19 protein-coding genes are annotated in these 18,442 nt (G+C 39.1%); 4 read left to right on the top strand and 15 right to left on the bottom strand.

Going from position 1 to position 18,442, the window contains the following annotated elements; all coding sequences use genetic code 11:
• Nucleotides 1–62 precede the first annotated feature (62 nt).
• A complete protein-coding gene (locus B5X77_RS02970) occupies nucleotides 63–575 on the bottom strand; it encodes a DoxX family membrane protein (RefSeq protein ID WP_079504944.1) in 513 nt (170 codons plus the stop codon).
• Between the two features lie 277 nt (nucleotides 576–852).
• Nucleotides 853–1,383, bottom strand: coding sequence for an HXXEE domain-containing protein (locus tag B5X77_RS02965; protein WP_079504942.1), 531 nt, complete (start codon nucleotides 1,381–1,383; stop codon nucleotides 853–855).
• Nucleotides 1,384–1,640: 257 nt separating this feature from the next.
• Here B5X77_RS02965 and B5X77_RS02960 point away from each other — a divergent pair, with 257 nt between their 5' ends.
• The 3 genes from B5X77_RS02960 to B5X77_RS02950 all read left to right on the top strand — a co-directional run bounded on the left by B5X77_RS02960 (nucleotide 1,641) and on the right by B5X77_RS02950 (nucleotide 5,631).
• On the top strand, nucleotides 1,641–1,859 hold the full coding sequence (locus B5X77_RS02960) for a YkvS family protein (protein WP_257391700.1): 219 nt from the start codon (nucleotides 1,641–1,643) through the stop codon (nucleotides 1,857–1,859).
• Nucleotides 1,860–2,378: 519 nt separating this feature from the next.
• Nucleotides 2,379–3,770, top strand: a complete 1,392-nt coding sequence (locus tag B5X77_RS02955; protein WP_079504938.1) for a VWA domain-containing protein — start codon at nucleotides 2,379–2,381, stop codon at nucleotides 3,768–3,770.
• A gap of 1,456 nt (nucleotides 3,771–5,226) precedes the next feature.
• Nucleotides 5,227–5,631 carry a hypothetical protein gene (locus tag B5X77_RS02950; RefSeq protein WP_079504936.1) on the top strand — a complete coding sequence of 135 codons (405 nt, stop codon included), beginning with the start codon at nucleotides 5,227–5,229 and terminating at the stop codon, nucleotides 5,629–5,631.
• 114 nt (nucleotides 5,632–5,745) lie between these two features.
• On the opposite strand, the gene B5X77_RS02945 is transcribed toward B5X77_RS02950, so the two are convergent.
• The 9 genes from B5X77_RS02945 to B5X77_RS02905 all read right to left on the bottom strand — a co-directional run bounded on the left by B5X77_RS02945 (nucleotide 5,746) and on the right by B5X77_RS02905 (nucleotide 13,279).
• Nucleotides 5,746–6,843: a GGDEF domain-containing protein gene (locus B5X77_RS02945; protein WP_079504934.1), complete on the bottom strand. Its 1,098-nt coding sequence runs from the start codon at nucleotides 6,841–6,843 to the stop codon at nucleotides 5,746–5,748.
• A 411-nt stretch (nucleotides 6,844–7,254) separates the two neighbouring features.
• Entirely contained in the window at nucleotides 7,255–7,443 is a 189-nt protein-coding gene (locus B5X77_RS23960) for a helix-turn-helix domain-containing protein (protein ID WP_079504932.1), read from the bottom strand.
• A gap of 77 nt (nucleotides 7,444–7,520) precedes the next feature.
• Nucleotides 7,521–7,700: an aspartyl-phosphate phosphatase Spo0E family protein gene (locus tag B5X77_RS02935; RefSeq protein WP_079504930.1), complete on the bottom strand. Its 180-nt coding sequence runs from the start codon at nucleotides 7,698–7,700 to the stop codon at nucleotides 7,521–7,523.
• A gap of 198 nt (nucleotides 7,701–7,898) precedes the next feature.
• A complete protein-coding gene (locus B5X77_RS02930) occupies nucleotides 7,899–8,543 on the bottom strand; it encodes a response regulator (protein WP_079504928.1) in 645 nt (214 codons plus the stop codon).
• Nucleotides 8,544–8,558: 15 nt separating this feature from the next.
• Nucleotides 8,559–10,370, bottom strand: coding sequence for a sensor histidine kinase (locus B5X77_RS02925; RefSeq protein WP_176167214.1), 1,812 nt, complete (start codon nucleotides 10,368–10,370; stop codon nucleotides 8,559–8,561).
• A gap of 190 nt (nucleotides 10,371–10,560) precedes the next feature.
• Entirely contained in the window at nucleotides 10,561–10,986 is a 426-nt protein-coding gene (locus tag B5X77_RS02920) for an ASCH domain-containing protein (protein WP_079504924.1), read from the bottom strand.
• Nucleotides 10,987–11,091: 105 nt separating this feature from the next.
• Complete coding sequence (locus B5X77_RS02915; protein ID WP_079504922.1) at nucleotides 11,092–11,562, bottom strand: 2-thiouracil desulfurase family protein; 471 nt, start codon at nucleotides 11,560–11,562, stop codon at nucleotides 11,092–11,094.
• Nucleotides 11,563–11,609: 47 nt separating this feature from the next.
• On the bottom strand, nucleotides 11,610–12,140 hold the full coding sequence (locus tag B5X77_RS02910) for a hypothetical protein (RefSeq protein WP_079504920.1): 531 nt from the start codon (nucleotides 12,138–12,140) through the stop codon (nucleotides 11,610–11,612).
• Between the two features lie 152 nt (nucleotides 12,141–12,292).
• Nucleotides 12,293–13,279 (bottom strand): Gfo/Idh/MocA family protein, encoded by a 987-nt coding sequence (locus tag B5X77_RS02905; RefSeq protein WP_079504918.1) that lies wholly within the window; start codon nucleotides 13,277–13,279, stop codon nucleotides 12,293–12,295.
• A 201-nt stretch (nucleotides 13,280–13,480) separates the two neighbouring features.
• Here B5X77_RS02905 and B5X77_RS02900 point away from each other — a divergent pair, with 201 nt between their 5' ends.
• Nucleotides 13,481–13,663: a DNA alkylation repair protein gene (locus tag B5X77_RS02900; RefSeq protein ID WP_079504916.1), complete on the top strand. Its 183-nt coding sequence runs from the start codon at nucleotides 13,481–13,483 to the stop codon at nucleotides 13,661–13,663.
• A 992-nt stretch (nucleotides 13,664–14,655) separates the two neighbouring features.
• Here B5X77_RS02900 and tatC read toward each other — a convergent pair.
• From tatC to B5X77_RS02875, 4 genes are all read right to left on the bottom strand, one after another.
• Nucleotides 14,656–15,381, bottom strand: coding sequence for a twin-arginine translocase subunit TatC (gene tatC / locus B5X77_RS02895; protein ID WP_079504914.1), 726 nt, complete (start codon nucleotides 15,379–15,381; stop codon nucleotides 14,656–14,658).
• A gap of 60 nt (nucleotides 15,382–15,441) precedes the next feature.
• Complete coding sequence (locus B5X77_RS02890) at nucleotides 15,442–15,636, bottom strand: twin-arginine translocase TatA/TatE family subunit (protein WP_079504912.1); 195 nt, start codon at nucleotides 15,634–15,636, stop codon at nucleotides 15,442–15,444.
• A 105-nt stretch (nucleotides 15,637–15,741) separates the two neighbouring features.
• Nucleotides 15,742–17,175: an alkaline phosphatase PhoX gene (locus B5X77_RS02885; protein WP_176167213.1), complete on the bottom strand. Its 1,434-nt coding sequence runs from the start codon at nucleotides 17,173–17,175 to the stop codon at nucleotides 15,742–15,744.
• A gap of 653 nt (nucleotides 17,176–17,828) precedes the next feature.
• Entirely contained in the window at nucleotides 17,829–18,434 is a 606-nt protein-coding gene (locus B5X77_RS02875; RefSeq protein ID WP_079504908.1) for a hypothetical protein, read from the bottom strand.
• Nucleotides 18,435–18,442: the final 8 nt, after the last annotated feature.

Here is an 18,442-nt window from a genome sequence, read left to right as displayed (position 1 = left end):
CTCTCAATTATTCAAGATGGTAAATTTACAAGGAACCATTTCTCACTTCCAAATATTGAATATTACGCTGTTTGCGGATTTGTTTCTTTACCAGCCTTTTTAGCTAATACTTTTCTTATTACGGGATTTACCCACCTGTCCAATCCAAATTTCCAAGCATTCCCCCCCGCCAGCAGAATGACTAGACCTAGTAAAACCATTTGCGGGTTTGTACTTGCAGTGCCCGAAAACATATAGGCAAAATTCATGGTAAGGCCCATTAACATAGCAAAGGAAGTAAAGATTCCCAAAATCAATCCGAGCCCTACTAATAATTCACCCCAGGGAATAAGAACATTAAATAGGTCAACATATGGTAATGCAACCTCTCTTATAAAACTTCCCCACCAGGGTTGTACAGCAGGATGGTCACCTGAAGTATTTTTTAATGCACCATGGAGAAAACCACTGGCGTCAAACTTCCCACTGGAGATTTTGCCCCATCCAGCAATAAACCACTCCCAGCCAAGATACAGCCTAATTGCTGTGAGCAACAGTGTGACGTAACGGTTCTCCTTTAAAAAGTGAATAAACAAAATGAAACCTCCTTTAAAACATATAAATGATAACGATTATCATTATCAAATATATTCTTTCTTTTATCAATAAGGAAAAAGAACTGATTATAAAAAAAGAGCGGCATTCCTTACCTTACAGGAAACCAACTCTATTCATGCAGAAGTGGAGAATATTAAAAACTACTGGCTGTCCCCGCAGTTCTTCGTATAAAAGGTTTTTTAGGAATTTGGCACTGTCTTCAAGGCTGCTGCTATTTTGACAAAATCGGAACACTCCCTCTAAAAAAACCAGGCATCATACCACTCTTTTTCCAATCCAATGAGCTGCTAATACAATAGGAAGTGCCAATATGACAAAAGGCAAATAAAAATAAATAGTATCCCAGTCAATGACTCTATGTTCGAATAAAGCGTTTAACATGGCAAGGCTATACGGGAGAACGAGAAAAATAGAGGTGATGACTCCTGGGGTTATGGATCTGAATAAAATTGACTGTCCTACGTGAGTAAAGACATGGAGAAGGAATATCAGAACTACGACTGTAAAATAATGAATGTTTGAGAGCAATCCCCCATTTGCATATTGACTCGCCATGAATGTTGAGCTGCAAACGAACAGGAAGACAATCAGAACAGCAACAGACATCTGGGCAGTAGTCATGGAGAATTGCTTTACTACATTATTGGCCAATCTTTCTGGAAGCACTTTTTTGATGATGCCCCGATTTTTTGCCATCCACTTTTCAAGCATGATAATCTCTTCAAAATCATGTAAAACAAATATGATAGGAAAAAGCCAAATCAATGTGTGGAGGTTCAATTCCACTCACTCCTCTCCTGTTTACATACGTTTCTTATTCAAGGCAGCTGTATTATGAAAACCCCAGGGGTAAAGGTTAGAGTATATCGTTTCACAATATGCTTTTTTAATGAGTACATACTTAATAAACCATATGATTATACTAACATGTGTAAAACTTTCACAGGTAAATATCTCCGTACCGTTTATTTGCTTTTTGTTTAGGGTAATTATATCTCAATAATATTTTCTTCTAATTTGATTAATTACATCTGGGAGGAAAAATGATGTCTAACAAAATCGCTAAAAGAGCTAAAATTGGTGATCGAATTTCATTTATCCGAAAAATGAAGACTTTTGAGGGTGTGGTTGAACTGGTAAGGGACAACAGTGTCATTATCGCAATTTCAAGGGAAGCCACTAAAAGATTAGACTATGATACAACCAGGACAGTGGTAAAACATTCGAACTATACGATAATAAATCCCGTTGAAACTGCTTGATTTTTAAAGTTAAGGTGGGAAACTAAATGGAGACTCAGGAACTATTCCTTTTAGAAAGAGAAAAGAATCGGCTTCTTATTGATTTCACTCGCTGTTCAAATCCCACCTATAAAGAATTCATTTGGGAAGAGATCATGTTAATAAGTGACGTGTTAGCGTCTCGAAAGTGACAAGGGAGCATTCCCTAAGCCTTCTTAATTAAATAGGTACTTATCAAAGGGACAGTCCTGCCGTGCACAAAAGCGGCCGGACTGTCCCTTTGTTGGCTATATTTATAAGTTACACTGCCAATTAGTGTGAAATTTTGCAACCCTATAGTTTATTTTACCAGGGATACTCCCGCTTTCTAAAATAGGAGTTTTTTACCATATTAAGTGTTTATGGTTGATTTTACCTGGGTATTAGTTCTTAAATTGGAAAATATTTCAGTATTTTAGTTGTAAAGTAGGTTGTCATTTTGATAACATTTGTGAGTATTTGGAAATTTAGCAGATAAAAATTAAGGGAGGATGGAGACCCATGAGTTGGAGAAAGCTTATCATGTTTGCCGGATTAGCAGCAATGCTCGTATTCGCTCTGGCAGCCTGCGGAGATAGCGAAAAGGCTTCAGGCGAGGAGAAAAAGTCAGGACAAGAAGAGAAGAAGAAAGACGGAAAGAAGGAAAAAGGCAGCCAGGAAGCTGAGGAAGAAGATGACCTGGGTATTGCCGTCAGCATCGAAGAAATCCTTAAAGAAAAACCTGGAAAATATCCGGGGACTAAATACAACGAAGCCATTGTACATAAAGAATTGAACGATGAGAATTTCCTGGAAAAAGACAGTTTTCAAATATATGCTGAATTGCTTCGCCTGATGGGTGAGGGCAAAAATTATGAAGAATACTATGAGTACTTCGAAGCATTTGTACCGGACATGGAAACAGAAATCAGCCAGATGCCTGGCGGAATGAATATAAGTGAAGATGGAGATCTTGGAATGAATGCCAATGTCTCAATCCTGCTGGATGCAAGCGGAAGCATGGCCCAAAAGGTCGGGGGCAAGACCAAGATGGAGCTCGCCAAGGAAGCAATCAATGAATTCCTCTCCTCCATGCCTGAGGGCGCGAATGTTTCCCTGCGTGTCTACGGGCACAAAGGAAGCAATGCAGATAGTGACAAAAAGGTTTCATGTGACAGCACAGAAGTAGTCTATGATTTAAAGGCATATGATAAAGCTGCATTTTCCAGCTCTCTTGACTCCTTCAAGCCAACTGGCTGGACGCCAATCGCCAAAGCGATCACCGAGGCGAAAAACGATTTTGAAAAAGCCGGAAATCAAGGGCAGAATATCATTTATATCGTCAGTGATGGCGTGGAAACATGTGATGGTGACCCTGTAAAAGCCGCAAAGGAACTTCACGATTCCAATATTGCCGCAGTAGTGAATGTTATCGGATTCAATGTCGATTCTGCCGGTCAGAACCAGCTGATGTCCGTTGCACAGGCAGGCGGCGGGAAATACGAAACAGTCAACTCCGCAGCAGATTTCAATAAACTCTGGGAAAAAGAACGCCGCCGTCTTTGGAACGAATGGTGGGACTGGAGCAACAAGAACTGGAGCCTTGTTTGGGATGAACAGACAAAGAAATCTAATGCCCTCTGGGACAAAAACTCTGAATTCCAAAATAAAACCTATGATGAAAAATCACGCCTTAAAGAGGCTTCGTATTACTTGCAGAATAAAGAGCAAATCAGTAACGAAACCCGCCAGGAAGTCGACAGCCTGATTGACCAAAGACACGATATCATCAAAGAGTATCAGGAAAACAAGTACAACGAGTTAAAAGAAACCCTAAACACAAACAGCGAAAACCTTAAAACAAAGATCAAGGAAAAAGGCGAAGAAATGAAAAAGAAATACAGCAATGATTAATGGTAAAAGGCCACCCCACTTTGTGGCTGGCCTTGAGTTTTTTGCAAAGCTGCCTCTTACCAGAAACCTTTCTATTGCATTCAGTGACCCAGTATTAATGAATTTTGCGCTACTTTATTGATGTGGTCGATATAATTGGAAAAGTGGTCGATATATCTCTGAATGTGGTCGATAAAATCCAAAATCGACTGATATATTTCATAATGTGGTCGATATATTTTATTTTTCGCCAATGAAGTGCGGTAGGAGTTTTATAACAGGTAATTTTTCTTTTCTAGTATTAAGTTTTACTGCTACTTATCGTAATGTGCTGCTTCTATTGCCATAAGTGATCCAGTATTAATGAATTCTGCTGCTATTTTATTGATGTGGTCGATATCACTCTGAATGTGGTCGATAAAATCCAAAATCGACTGATATATTTCATAATGTGGTCGATATATTTTATTTTTCGCCAATAAAGAGCGGTGGGGTTTTTAAAACAGGTAATTTTTCTTTGGAGATACTGCTAGTTATCGTAATGTGCTGCTTCTCCTGCAATCAGTGATTCCTGTATTAATGAATTTTGCGCTATTTTTTTGATGTGGTCGATATAATTCGAAAAGTGGGCGATATATCTCTGAATGTGATCGATAAAATCCAAAATCGACTGATATATTTCAAAATGTGGTCGATATATTTTATTTTTCGCCAATAAGGTGCAGTGGGGGTTTTTAAAACAGGTAATTTTCCTTTGGAGATACCGCTAGTTATCGTATTGTGCTGCTTCTCTTGCGATCAGTGATCGAGTATTAATGAAATTTTGCTGCTAGTTTATTGATGTGGTCGATATAATTCGAAAAGTGGGCGATATATCTCTGAATGATCGATAAAATCCAAAATCGACTGATATATTTCAAAATGTGGTCGATATATTTTATTTTTCGCCAATAAGGTGCAGTGGGGGTTTCTAAAACAGGTAATTTTCCTTTGGAGATACTGCTAGTTATCGTATTGTGCTGCTTCTCTTGCAATCAGTGATTCCTGTACTAATGAATTTTGCGCTATTTTTTTGATGTGGTCGATATAATTCGAAAAGTGGGCGATATATCTCTGAAAGTGATCGATAAAATCCAAAATCGACTGATATATTTCAAAATGTGATCGATATATTTTATTTTTCGCCAATAAGGTGCAGTGGGGTTTTTTAAAACAGGTAATTTTCCTTTGGAGATACCGCTAGTTATCGTATTATGCTGCTTCTCTTACAATCAGTGATTCTGTATGAACGAATCTTGCGCTATTTTATTGATGTGGTCGATATATATTTTATTTTCCCCTCCTAAAATTTCCTCTGACTTTTCATACACCTGTCCAGTGGCTCCACTGAGGCTCCCATTACGACTCCCCTTCTCATTCCCATTTATTATGATACAATGCTCAAAAGGGAAGAAGTCACAAAGGAGGCCCACTGAAAATGGCGTATTTCATCAACTTTATTTTCATCGTGATAACGGTATTCATTTCTCTCATTTTCAAAAATGAACTCGAGCGGATATTTCTTCGAGGAAAAGAGTTTTTTGCCTTTCATATATGCAATGTGCTGATCACCTTAATGGTGGCTTTTGCCTCCCAGGCTGTTATGATGATCTATGTTTTCGAACAGAAATTCCATTTGATACGTGACGTACTTATTCTATTGGCCATCATCTTGCCTGTTTATATGGCCGGACATTTAGCCTTTAAAAAATACAAAACCGTCTACCGCAAATTTTCAGCAGCAGAGGATGGAAAAGTACTAATATTGAACGAAAAGTACTTAAAAAAGAAAAAGCGGTTTAAACAGCTTAAACACTATAATGCGATGTCGCGGGATGATTGACGCTGCATGATCTGCACTAATAAACTCGCTGCCTTTTTTCTTTTTCAGCACCTCTGATTGTTTATCATGCAGAGACACAGCGTCCATTCACACAGGAACCGTCCCTTGTCCCCTTTAAATTCGCGCCATTACAGTTTGATTCTTACCGTTCCTTTTTGCTTGATATAAGCTGTCATCTGCGGCTTTGAAGAAGTTTTCCTTATCGAGGCCTGCTTCGTAAGAGCACATTCCGACACTGACCGTGACAGGCTTATTATCCATTTCAGGATGAACCATTTCGCTTATATTTGCTCGGATTTCATCCACTAATTGAAAGGAATCCTTTTTGCCTTTTTCTGTCAAGATCACGGCAAATTCTTCACCGCCATATCTTGAAACGAAATCATCTGGTGTTACATTCAGTTTTAATTGTTCACCTACTCTTGCCAGAACAATATCACCCACCCAGTGACCGAATTGGTCATTCACTTTTTTGAAATTATCGATATCAATAATCGCTAGTTGAAAAGATAATTGGCTTTTATCACTTTGCTCGATCAATCGGTCAAGGTATTCATGAAACGTTTTATGATTGTATAAATCGGTCAGCCCATCCATTTTGCTTGCTTTATCCATCATAATATTCCGAACCATTAGTTCTTCCTGATTCCTGATTGATTCTTCCAGATGCTTTAGCAGATAATGGCCTCGATAGATAATCCCTACGGATATAAAAACAAAACCAATAAATATCCCTATGAAGGCGTAAATGTCCCGTCTCGCAATTTCATCTGCAAACGGCTCATAAAAGAAATAAAGAGAGAAGATCGAAATCAAGCTTAAAATACCAGTAAAATATACTTTCTCCTTTTGAAAGTACAATGCTGATATAAGAACGCTAATTATCAGTAAATAATGAATGCCTTGTGCAAACGGGAAGTTAAGGATATATACATGAAGAATCGCAAAAACCCCTATAAGGAGTATATAATCTCCCCAGTGTCTGAACATGGAATATAACACTTGTGTCAGGGTTAGGATCACGACTGTATAAATCGTCGGCAAAATGACGTATGAGACCGCCATCTGAATAAGTCCTTTTCCATTAAATTGATATGTAATTAAAATTCCTGTTACGGACAGAAGGATAATGACAAGAACCATCCACCAGGAAGCTTTTAAAATCAACCTGTTTAATCCAGCTATATCGTTCCATTCTTTATCTTCCCTCATGGGAGTCCTCCTCTAAGCTGCCAACTTTCTTATTTTAAAACTCATTGTAATATGAAAAACCTGCTGCTAGTTGGCAACAGGAGACTTCTTAAATTCACTGGCTATTTTGCTTCAGAACATTGTTGATACTCCCCCTGATGAACCTCGCGCTAAGCGCTTCAGTACGGGGTAAAACCAATATAATTCGATATATTATACCATGGATTTATTTCGTGTAACTAAAATATTTTTGAGGTTTTTTAGGTATATGGAGATTTTATTTTCGAGGCAGATAGTAACGGATTGAAACCCTGCAAATAACGATTCATCGCTAAAAAAATCCGAAATAAAAATAGAGGGTCTCCCCCTCATGAATAATGGATCTTATCTAATTGTAAGCCTGTTTGCCATATTTTCAAGAGTGGCAGTTCTTTATTCTTCTTTACTCATTTGATAATAGTTTAATAGTTTTTTTATAGTCGTTCCTTTGACGCTTTTATTGTTTTCAATTCGGTCAAGCGTATTTAACCTCAGGCCGAGATCTTCACACACTTTTTCTTGAGTTAAATTTCTTTTATGCCTTTCCATTCTCAATATATCACCCAGACACTCATGCTTCATATGATTGTCCCAACTCCTTATCAGCGTTTTTTCTTCCCTCTGATGCAATTAACAGAGCCCTTTTCCATAAAAAGTGATCATCCAATGCAATCGCGTCTTCTTGTCTTTAGAAGTTCCATCCTGAGCTTTTGTTGCTCCAATATATACACATCCAATTCCTGGCTGAGTTGAATGGTTTTTTGGTTCAAGTATCCGTTTTCCTTTATACTAATAATCATTTTTCTTCGAGTATCCTCAATCAAGTCCTCCTTGGTCATGACGCTGAACACCTCTTCATCTTCAAAAAATCTTTACTAAAACTTAACCAAAACGGCATTTATCCTACTCTACTATTATGGTAGAATTAGTCCATTTTGAATATTGAGTGTTTGTTCTATTTTTCTAGACACTTGATTTTAGTTGGTATAGTACCAAGGTTATAGAATAAAAAAAACCGCCGTAAAGGCAGTTTGATGTTAATTTAAATATGGTACCAGCTTGTTTTGAACAGCATATATAATGGCTTGTGAGCGGCTGTTCACGTTTAGTTTCTTATAGATCTTGTTCACATGTATTTTTACCGTTTTATCGCTGATGGATAGATGGGCGGCTATTTCCTTATTGGACTTTCCTCTGACTAACTGATTGAGCACTTCCTTCTCCCTGTTGGTCAATTCATTTTCCTGGATGGTAAAGTCGCTTTGGATGCGGTGATAGGATATCAGTTTGCTAGCCATTTTAGGGTGTATAATGGAATTTCCTTTATGGATTTTACGAATGGCATCGATGACCTCCATGGAGGAAGCATCCTTCAACAAATATCCATCAGCGCCTTCCCTGAGGGCAGATTTGAAGTATTCATCATGATCAAACATCGTTAAGATTAGTATTTTACAGGCAGGGTGCTTTTCTTTGATAAGGGAAATGAATTCAATTCCATTTTTATTCTGCAAATTAATATCCAAAACAATAACATCGGGGACGATGGTATCCAGTTTCTCTAATAACGCATCCCCTGAATCCGCTTCTCCAACGAGGAGCAGGTCCTCTTCCACATCCAAAATACTGCGGATTCCATCCCTTAAAACTGTGTGATCATCCACTATCATAACGTTAATCATACTTCTCTCACCCCTTTAATTAATATGTGGTATGCCTAGCCGAATCTCGGTTCCTTTCCCTTCTGCACTGTCGATCTCAAATTTGGCTCCAAAATCATGTGCCAGCTCGCTCATCGTGACGATCCCAAAATGAGGTTCCGTCTGGCCTTTAATCAACTTGTCATATAATGAAAATCCAATACCATCATCCTTGATTTTTATCAAGGTCTGCTCGGGTCCATATTTCAGCATGACCTCAATTTTATCCGCTTTTGCATGTTTAACAGAGTTTTGCAGGCTTTCCTGGAATATATCATAAATCACTTTTTCTATTTGGTAGCTCAGGGCGTATGGCTCTCCTTTTTGAGTGAAATTTATAATGGCCTTTTCTTCCAACTCCATTTTTCGGATCTTTTCTTCTATCGCCCGTTTCATCCCATGTTTTTCCACAGGGCATGTTCTTAATGAATAAATCGATTGTCGAAGCTCTTTTAAACTGTCTCTAAGTTTTTGAATCCATTGTTCAATTTGTTTATTGGGAAGATTTCCTTTACTTTCACTCTTCTTTCGCAGCGCAGATTCCATCTGGAACACGATTCCTGCCAGGGACTGGCCGATGCCATCATGGATATCACGCGCAATTCGGCTGCGTTCTTCCAATATCAGCAGTTTTTCATTTTCCAGGATGAGTGAGCGTGTTTTCAAAGTACTTGCCAGAACATTGGATAATACGGTCAAAGAACGAATCTCATCATGAATAAAACCAATTTCACTTACTCTGCCTACTATTAACATACCAACTGTTTCATCGTCGACACTAAGGGGTGAAAAGATCTGCGAAAGAATCATCTTGTTAAAAATAGTATTAGGCGGCAGCTTTTCAATATCCTTCCCAGTCACCATAGTCATGTCCGAAACTTCATCAAGATAAAGTGACATTTCATCACTGAATGTCACCTCGTTTTTCACATGTCCATCCTTAAGCAAGAGCCTCCAGGCATTATGTTCTTTTACCAGTAAAACAAAAGCTTGGGCATGGAAGGTTTCGAGCAGCAGGCTTTTCTTTTCATCAAAATCCTTTGTATTGATCCTGTTCAATTCCGTACTGAGAATGGAGAGAGCATTCAATCTCTTTCTATTAATTCTTGCTTTTGTCAAAATGGAACTGGTCGTTGTAATCCCAATCCAGAGGGATAAAAAAAGAATAGTAGTAAAATCAATGACGTTCGCAGGAAGATAATTGGTATAGATCTCAAGAAAGGCGAGTAAGACGATCGACATTTTAGCAATAAACAACTCTTGTAAAGCTTTGCTCTTCCACTCTTCTTTTGTAAATGGGAAAGGCCGTATAGTAAAAAGAATATCATTAAGGACATTATTAATTAAAAAATAGAACGAAGTAAAAGCAAAGATACTAAGAAGGCTCGCAAACGGATCCTCTAACGGGTACTGGCTGATCCATATCTTAATCAGCCAATCTGCCCCAACAAGAGACAAGGTATATTGGGCAATGTTAAATACTGTTGATCGAAGAGATCTTTTATGATGAAAGGATTCAAAAATCAGCACAAATGCAAAGGCCGCGGTGGCGGTATAAATTCCGAAATATAGATTCATGATAAACAAAATAGGAAATGTCATCGTGCTGAACATCGTTATAGTAAATAAGGGGATGGGAAAATACTCAGCAAGCAACATTAATACAACTAGAAGGAGCAGCACAATTGGCTTCTCCGGAAAAGTCGCCAAAGGGATCGAATACAAAATAAAGGCCCATCCAAAAAAACCAACCAGGATTATATAGTAGTCAGAAACCTTTTTTCGAAAAAGAATCTCTTTATCTGTCAATATTGCCATCCCCTTCTGCTTCTAAAAACCGGATTTGACCAATTACTGGTCAATTCTCCTTCTTACCTATAGATTACAAATAATTACATGAAAATTCTATCAATATTTAAAATTTAGTGCAGGCTATATAAATGGTTTTCTCAAAGGCTAATTCACAAAAGAGTGCCTGTTCCCCAAAGAACAGGCACTCTTATAAATCATACTCCCATAGTCCAAGCCTTCCTTTAGCTGGAATGAAGCTGTCCAGCATCTTCATATCCCTGACTTCCCAGACATATCCTCCGACTTTATAATCACCAAGGAAAAAGTCATTGCCTGATACGATTCTTCCATCCTCCAGTACGGCCCATGTCTCGTTGTTTTCCACCACTCTCAAACAATTTTCAAGCTGGCAGACAGCGATGATCTTGCCAGTCGGAAGATCATCGGTCTTATACCCATGCTTTAAAAGCAGCGACTTGATGGCAACATGACTGCAAACCGCCTTATCGACTTTTTTGCTGGTATGAATCGCAAGAGGGCCGCGATACTTCGTACTCCATGACCTCGTTTCATATTGAGCCTCGCGCAAGACAAACAGACTCGCCCAGGGCTGAATCACCGACAACACCTTCACTCCAACCGCCTCCCTGCCTCATCTGATTACTAGCATCTCCAGACATACCCTTAAAAACACGGAGATGTTACTAAGAAGTCACAGATTACGCCGCTACTCAGATATTCAATAACGATTTTCCCGGAGTAAATCACTTACTCCTTCCTCTGAGATGACCCGTATTCCATTCCTTTTAAGTAAAGCGGCAGTGACACCATTTCCCAGGATTTTCTTCCCCTTAAATTCCCCATTATAAATCATTGAACTTCCACACGAAGGACTATACTCTTTTAGCACTACTACCGCAGCCTGGTATTCTTGAGCCTTTCCCAGAGTATGATAAGCTCCCCTTAAGTATAAATCCGTTACATCCCTGCCGGATTTCTCAATGACTCTGGCATTGCCATCCAGGACATCCTCTCCGTCCCCACCAATAATCTCAGCAGGTTCCCGAGGCGTAGAAAAACCCCCAAGTAATTCCGGGCAAACAGCTATTGCCTTTTTCTGTTCTACCAGCTTACTTATCTGATTATCTAAAGAATGAGTAGCGTTATATCTAACCTCTAACCCCGCTAAACACGAACTAACTAATATCATTAGACTCACCTCATCAATGAAGATTGCTTAAATAGTTCCCTAGTCTGTCAGTTATACTTAAAATCCCCCGTCATCTGACCCGCTACAATCGAAAGAATGAACCCGAAAAAGAGCAGGGCACTCAAACCGTATAAAAACTTGCTGTCCTTTTTGAATAAGCCGATTGATTCCAGAATGAAAATGACGAATCTGCAAGTTGAGAACATGCTAAACATTAATAAAATGGGACTTCCAAATATAAAAAATAAACCATCATCCCACCCAATGAAAGAAAAGCTCTTTGTAGTAATATACCTTATAACTTCCCCACAAATAAGCAGCAGCACTACTTGCAAATACAGCACCCACCAGTATAATCCCCATCCATAAGCCTTCATATAGGAAGCCGTTGACATCATATGAAAATTAGGAAAGATATACTTGATTCCCATAAAACACGTCAAAATTGGGTGTTTCCAGGCAAAAGAAAAGTTCACTGTCTTTTCGTTAAAATAATACTCATCGCCAAAGGCCATTTTTAAGTATTCGCTTCCGTGTTTCTTAAAGGTCGGCTTCTGCCTTCTCTTTATTTTTCCCACAAACATCCCTCTTCATTTAAAATCAGTCTATTTCCATATTATAGGAATCTATAATTCATTGACAAGAATTCTATCATTCTAAAGAACAGAGAGCATTTTATAGAAATATAAAAAGGACAGTTCCTTCACAGAACCGTCCCCATGTCTCTTCATTATTCAAACGGGTATTTCAATCCCCACTGCCCGCGAATTTCATCCATCAGCTTCATGATTTTTAAAGATTCATCCAATGGAACGACAGGGCTTTCTATCAACCCTTGACTCAGGCATCTTCCTACTTCTTCTATTTCAAACGCGTAACCGGCACATTGTCTGTCATCCTTAAATGTCTCTGCTTCTTCACCATTTTTATATAAGGTGGCTGATTTTGCACTGTGGAAAGAAGGAATCCGAATAGATCCTTTACTTCCATAAATGCAAGCTTCGTTCGTTAAATCAACTCGAAAGGCACCATTAAGGGTCGCGGTTTTTCCAGAAGGATAGGACATGATGATGGAAAACTGTTCATCAACACCTGTTTCGCCGATATGAGCCGAACTCATAATCTTCTCTGGGTTTGTTCCAAAAATCATCGATGCAAAGGTAACAGGATAAATTCCTACATCCAGCAAGGCTCCTCCTCCAAGTGCCGGATTAAGCAATCTGCGCTCAGGTTCCCACGGTGCACGGAAACCAAAATCCGCTTTTACTAACAGCACCTCGCCAATTTCCCCTCTATCAATCCATTCTTTCACTTTATCAATCGGTGGCAGGAATCGGGTCCACATTGCCTCCATCAAGAAAAGCTTTTGATCCCTGGCAAACTGGATGATTTCTTCCAGTTCCCCGCTATTTATCGTAAAAGGCTTCTCGCAGAGCACTGCCTTGCCAGCACGAAGGCACGCCAATACATTGTCCTTATGAAAAGTGTGTGGCGTCGCAATATAAATGGCATCGACAGCCGGATCTTGCACTAGTTCTTCGTAGCTTCCATAAGCACGGGAAACACCATGCTCCTCAGCAAACTTTTCAGCACTCTCAATGGTACGTGAACCAACAGCCGTCTTTTCAGTATTTTTAGCAAATGCTAAATCCCTGGCAAAAGCACTAGCGATTCCACCTGTTCCTAATATTCCCCACCTGATTACTTTTACATCCATCGTTCACTCCAACTCCTTAAGGATCTAGTAGTCCAATAGAGAACAGACCTTGTTAATCCATTATACTATTAACCTGGGAATGGGACATACAGACCCGTTTTCCTCGTCCTATTAATGAGTAGTTTCGACAAGGAGGTTGGTGCTTCACGTTCGGAATAACGATACAATAATATTAAAAATATATGGAATGGCGGAGCAAAATTGGAACAGTACGTTGAAGCGTTATATAAAGCGGCTTTGCTGCACAGAAATGACGATGAAGCAATAAAGCTATCCAATGAATACGCTAAACAAGACCCTGAAAAAGTCATCGAGATAACCAGCACATATTCTCTTTCGAACCTAAGCAGGAGAGAAGGATTGAAGCATATTAAGATAGATTGATTAGATGGCGGGAGAATTACTTCATATTGTTCCTCAACATTTACTCCGTCACTGCATGTAACAGGCCTATAAACACAAAGTGAGCGGGAAACCTTAATAAGGGCACATAGAACTTTTCTATAAGACCAAATCACGCGGAAAACTCTTAAAAGGGCACATAGAACTTTTCTATAGGACCAAATCAAGCAGAAAACTCCTAAAAGGGCACATAGAACTTTTCTATAAGACCAAATCACGCGGAAAACTCTTAAAAGGGCATATAGAACCTTTCTATAGGACCAAATCACGCGGAAAACTCTCAAAAGGGCACATAGAACTTTTCTATAAGACCAAATCACGCGGAAAACTCTCAAAAGGGCATATAGAACTTTTCTATAGGACCAAATCACGCGGAAAACTCTCAAAAGGGCACATAGAACTTTTCTATAAGACCAAATCACGCGGAAAACTCCTAAAAGGGCATATAGAACTTTTCTATAAGACCAAACCAAGCGGAAAACTCTCAAAAGGGCACATAGAACTTTTCTATAAGACCAAACCAAGCGGAAAACTCCTAAAAGGGCACATAGAACTTTTCTATAGGACCAAATCACGCGGAAAACTCTTAAAAGGGCACATAGAACTTTTCTATAAGACCAAATCACGCGGAAAACTCTTAAAAGGGCATATAGAACTTTTCTATAGGACCAAATCACGCAGAAAACTCCTAAAAGGGCACATAGAACTTTTCTATAGGACCAAATCACGCGGAAAACTCTTAAAAGGGCACATAGAACTTTTCTATAAGACCAAATCAAGCGGAAAACTACCAAAAGGGCACATAGAATTTTCTTCAATTTCTTTAGTGTGGAAAATCAGAACTCAAAATCTTTTTTTCTGACTTTCTTGTTTTAAATTTGGAGATATCGCCATGGAAAGTTTAGTTAGATTATAAGCGGGACAGCCTCATTTAAGGGACTGTCCCGTTCTCTTCTCCAGTCAGATAGCAATGTTTATGCCACCGATAACTCAGTTCTCTGTTTTCGACGGTAAACCATCTTCGATAATAGAACACTGCATTCGTACAAAAATAGCAGCGGGATGATTACTAATATATCTGACAGAAGATCTGGGGGCGTTATGAGAACAGCTGTTACAATCAACATAAAATAAGAATACTTTCTGGCTTTTTGCAGACGGTATGGATTTAACACACCCAGACTTGTCAAAAACATAATGATGACGGGTAGTTCAAATAAGAAACCAAAAGGCAGGATCATATGAATTAAAAAACGAAAGTATTTCTCTGTTGTGAAAAATTCCATGAATATATCCTGGGATAGCGACACCAGGAATTGAAACACCAGCGGAAAAATGACAAAATATCCAAAGCAAATGCCCGCTATAAAAAGCAAGAATAGGGCTGGTATGTAGGCTAATGTTATTTTTTTCTCTTTTTCCGATAAAGCAGGTCTTACAAAGAGCCAAATCTGATGGGCTGCAATGGGAATCGTACCTGCTAAGGCAATCACCGCTGCAAGCATCAAATAAACCCACAAAATATCACTTGGACCGAGAACGGCTAATTTTATGGATAAATCCTGGACTAACCAAAGATAAATATCCTTTACATAAATCAAAGCCAACATGACAATGAACATAAAACATCCAACGATGATCATCAATCGTTTTCGCAATTCACTCAAGTGGTCCACCAGATTCATCTGTTTTTCTTCCATGAAATCACCTCTAAAAAAAGAAGATGAAAGTATGGCAGTACCCGCATCTTCTGCTATTTCTTATTGAGTTACACTACTTTTGTTTTCGTCTTTTTTCGGCTCGTCATCCGAAACCAATTCACGCGTTGATTTTTTAAACTCTTTTAAGGTAGACCCAAACGCACGGCCTATTTCAGGGAGCTTGGATGGACCAAAAATAATTAAAGCAATGACAAGCACTAGAATTAAACCCGGAATCCCAATGTTCTGTAACATTTACATAACCTCCATTCCTTAACATTCTTCAAAGAATAGCTGTAATGATAAAAAAGATGTAAACCATACTAAGTGTTTAGCCTACATCTTTTTTATCAAAAGGTTTTAAATCATTTTTACTCCATGACGCTCAAATGCTGCTGCTTCCAGGATCGACATACCTTGCGCCTTGGCCGCCCTGGCCACTTTTTCAGAAACCTGAGGAGCAAGATTAGCAGGTGCAGCAAATGACATTTCCCTTGCGCGAGCAGAATTACGGCGCTGGAATGGTCCCCAAATGGCAAATGTTTTGCCAGGGCTTTGAATATTGACGAATAGGGTATTCCCATCTGGCGAGAAGGTTGGGCCAGCCAATTCAGAATCGCTTAAACGGTTGGCGGCAAAAGGATAAACCTTGCCTTCTGGGGTAATTCCCATTATACGGTCCTGGCCAGAACCATCTTCTGCATACCAGAGGTCGCCCCAAGGGGTACAGCAAATATTGTCCGGGTATTCCATTTGCTTTGCATCATTCCCCTCATAGAATAGCTCCAATGTATTCGTATGTGGAACATATCGATAAACTCGGCCAAGCTTTTTTTCACCGGCAGATGTATCATCGAACCAGAAGACTCCCTCTTGGAAGAAGGCTCCCTCAAGTCTTGAGAACACAATGCAGTTTTGCGCAGCAGCTTCTTCACGGCACCAATGAGGATTTACTTCTTTCCAAACAACTTTAAAAGTTTGTCCTGTTTTGAATGTGCTGGCAGATGGGTCAGTGACCTCTTCAATCGCAGCTGCATAAAGCGTGCCTCCCTTTTGAAGCGCACCTGGCTTCTGGCTCAAGTCATTTGGGATGAAACGATACAGGAAGCTTGGGCTTGCATCTTCGGTCAAGTAGACATATCCTGTCGCCGGGTCAATGGCACATGCTTCGTGTGCAAAACGGCCCATTTCCTTGATTGGCGTTTTGGACATATCATTCTCAGGCTGAGTCGGATCCACTTCGAATACATATCCATGTCCCTCGGAACGGTTTTCTTCGCAAGTTAACCAAGTTCCCCAAGGTGTTGCTCCACCTGCGCAATTTCGGATGGTTCCGGAAGATGTCACATATTCTTTGATCACTTCACGATTTGCCCCTACAACAAGAGCAGTGGTTCCACCCTGAGCATTTGCATCATAAGGATTTCTTCCAAATGCCGGACCGGATGACAATTCATGATTTCGAACAAGAATCGTTGTGTTGTTCGGTCCTTCAAAAGCTGCCATTCCATCAAAAGCACCAGGAATCTTGGTTCCGTCTGTCATCAAGTCGCCTTCTCTCGAGATGATTTTGTAATGGAAGCCTTTTGGAAGATCGAGAATACCATTAGGATCTGGAACCAAATTTCCGTACCCGCCAAATCCGCTGGTTGGATTTCCAGGAGAATCTGCAGATGTTGTTGAACCCAGTCCCATTACTCCAGTGGAACCAAGAGTAAGAGCAAGCGCACTCATCCCTCCTGCTTTCAAGAAATCCCTTCGGTTCAAACCGTTAGTAGCCATTTGTTCAGTCATACCTTATCTCTCCTCATCTATGTATTATTTTGAATCTAGTAATAGATTAAGTGGAAATTATTAATGTATAACCTGAGTTTTGTAAAAATTCAGTATAAAGACAGTAAATGAGAATTAACAAATTGGATTTCTAAATGGTTTCAAAATTGTTGGCTAATAAAGGAAAAATATTACTTTTTGTAGAATATATTATTATGAACATTTTTCAACTAGCGAGGCATTAATTCGAATTAATTCATTTGGTTTTCAAGTGATGATTTTAGTGAAATGGAGATGAGAATGATGGACTTTCTTAGTTGGTATGATTGGATTACACCTACCAATCCTTTTGCTGCATTGTTTTTTGGTGTCCTATTTACAGTCATTATTGGTATGACAGTCTGGATAGATACTAAAAGACTAAGAACCTACACTTTAACTATGACAGTAGGGCTGGTTGTAACTATATGCGGAGTTACATTGTTAAATTTAGTGGGGTTTTATGGATAAATATTAACAGGTGTTATTGTCAAAATTTTGAAAGTCATATCATGGATTTAGCTTTTCTTTGTATGTGCTTTTCGCAAATCTATGCCTTCAGGCTGCTCTCGTTATCTCGCAAAATATCAAAAAGGACAGTTCATTATAGAACTGTCCCACGATTACATAAAGAATTAAGTCTCATGCCTTTTTGATATATCCTGTTTATATTGAATAACGCTGAGCAGCTTCGACCCTCTCAAATTCGGAATCATATGATCCAGTTCAGCGAGCACCTCTTCCTTCTTCCCATCATGGACCATTTCATCCATTTCCAATAGCCTTCGGTAAAAAGGATTCCTGACTTTTTCCTTATATTTTTGATACGATTCACGATCTCCCTGCTCCATCGCAATCCCAGCAAGGGAATACCATTTATACATGCTATCCTTTAATCCTCTCGCCAGCTCCTCTGCCTCACTAAATTGCTTCCTTTTGACAAGCAGATTCACTTCATTAAGTCTTCTGTAAAAAGGAGACTTGATTTGATTCAGCTTGTTCTCTGCTTCTTCCAGCCGATCATTGAAAAAATAATAAAAGAACTGGAAATGAGGATGTTTGGAATTTTTCATAAAGTTCATGATTTTTTCCGGATCCTTTTCAAAAACAACCGGATAAAAACTTTTGAGCATAAAGAGTAAGAGGAAAATGAGATTAACCAAAATAAATGCCCATACTGGCGCCTGCATGAAGCCTAATAACAAATCAGCAAGAAAGATTAAGATAAAGAACAATACCATGTTTTTTC

The organism is Mesobacillus jeotgali, from assembly GCF_900166585.1.
Lineage (GTDB): Bacteria > Bacillota > Bacilli > Bacillales > Cytobacillaceae > Mesobacillus > Mesobacillus jeotgali_A.
Note: the sequence above shows the minus strand (reverse complement) of the source record. Positions and strands in the feature narration are given on the sequence as shown.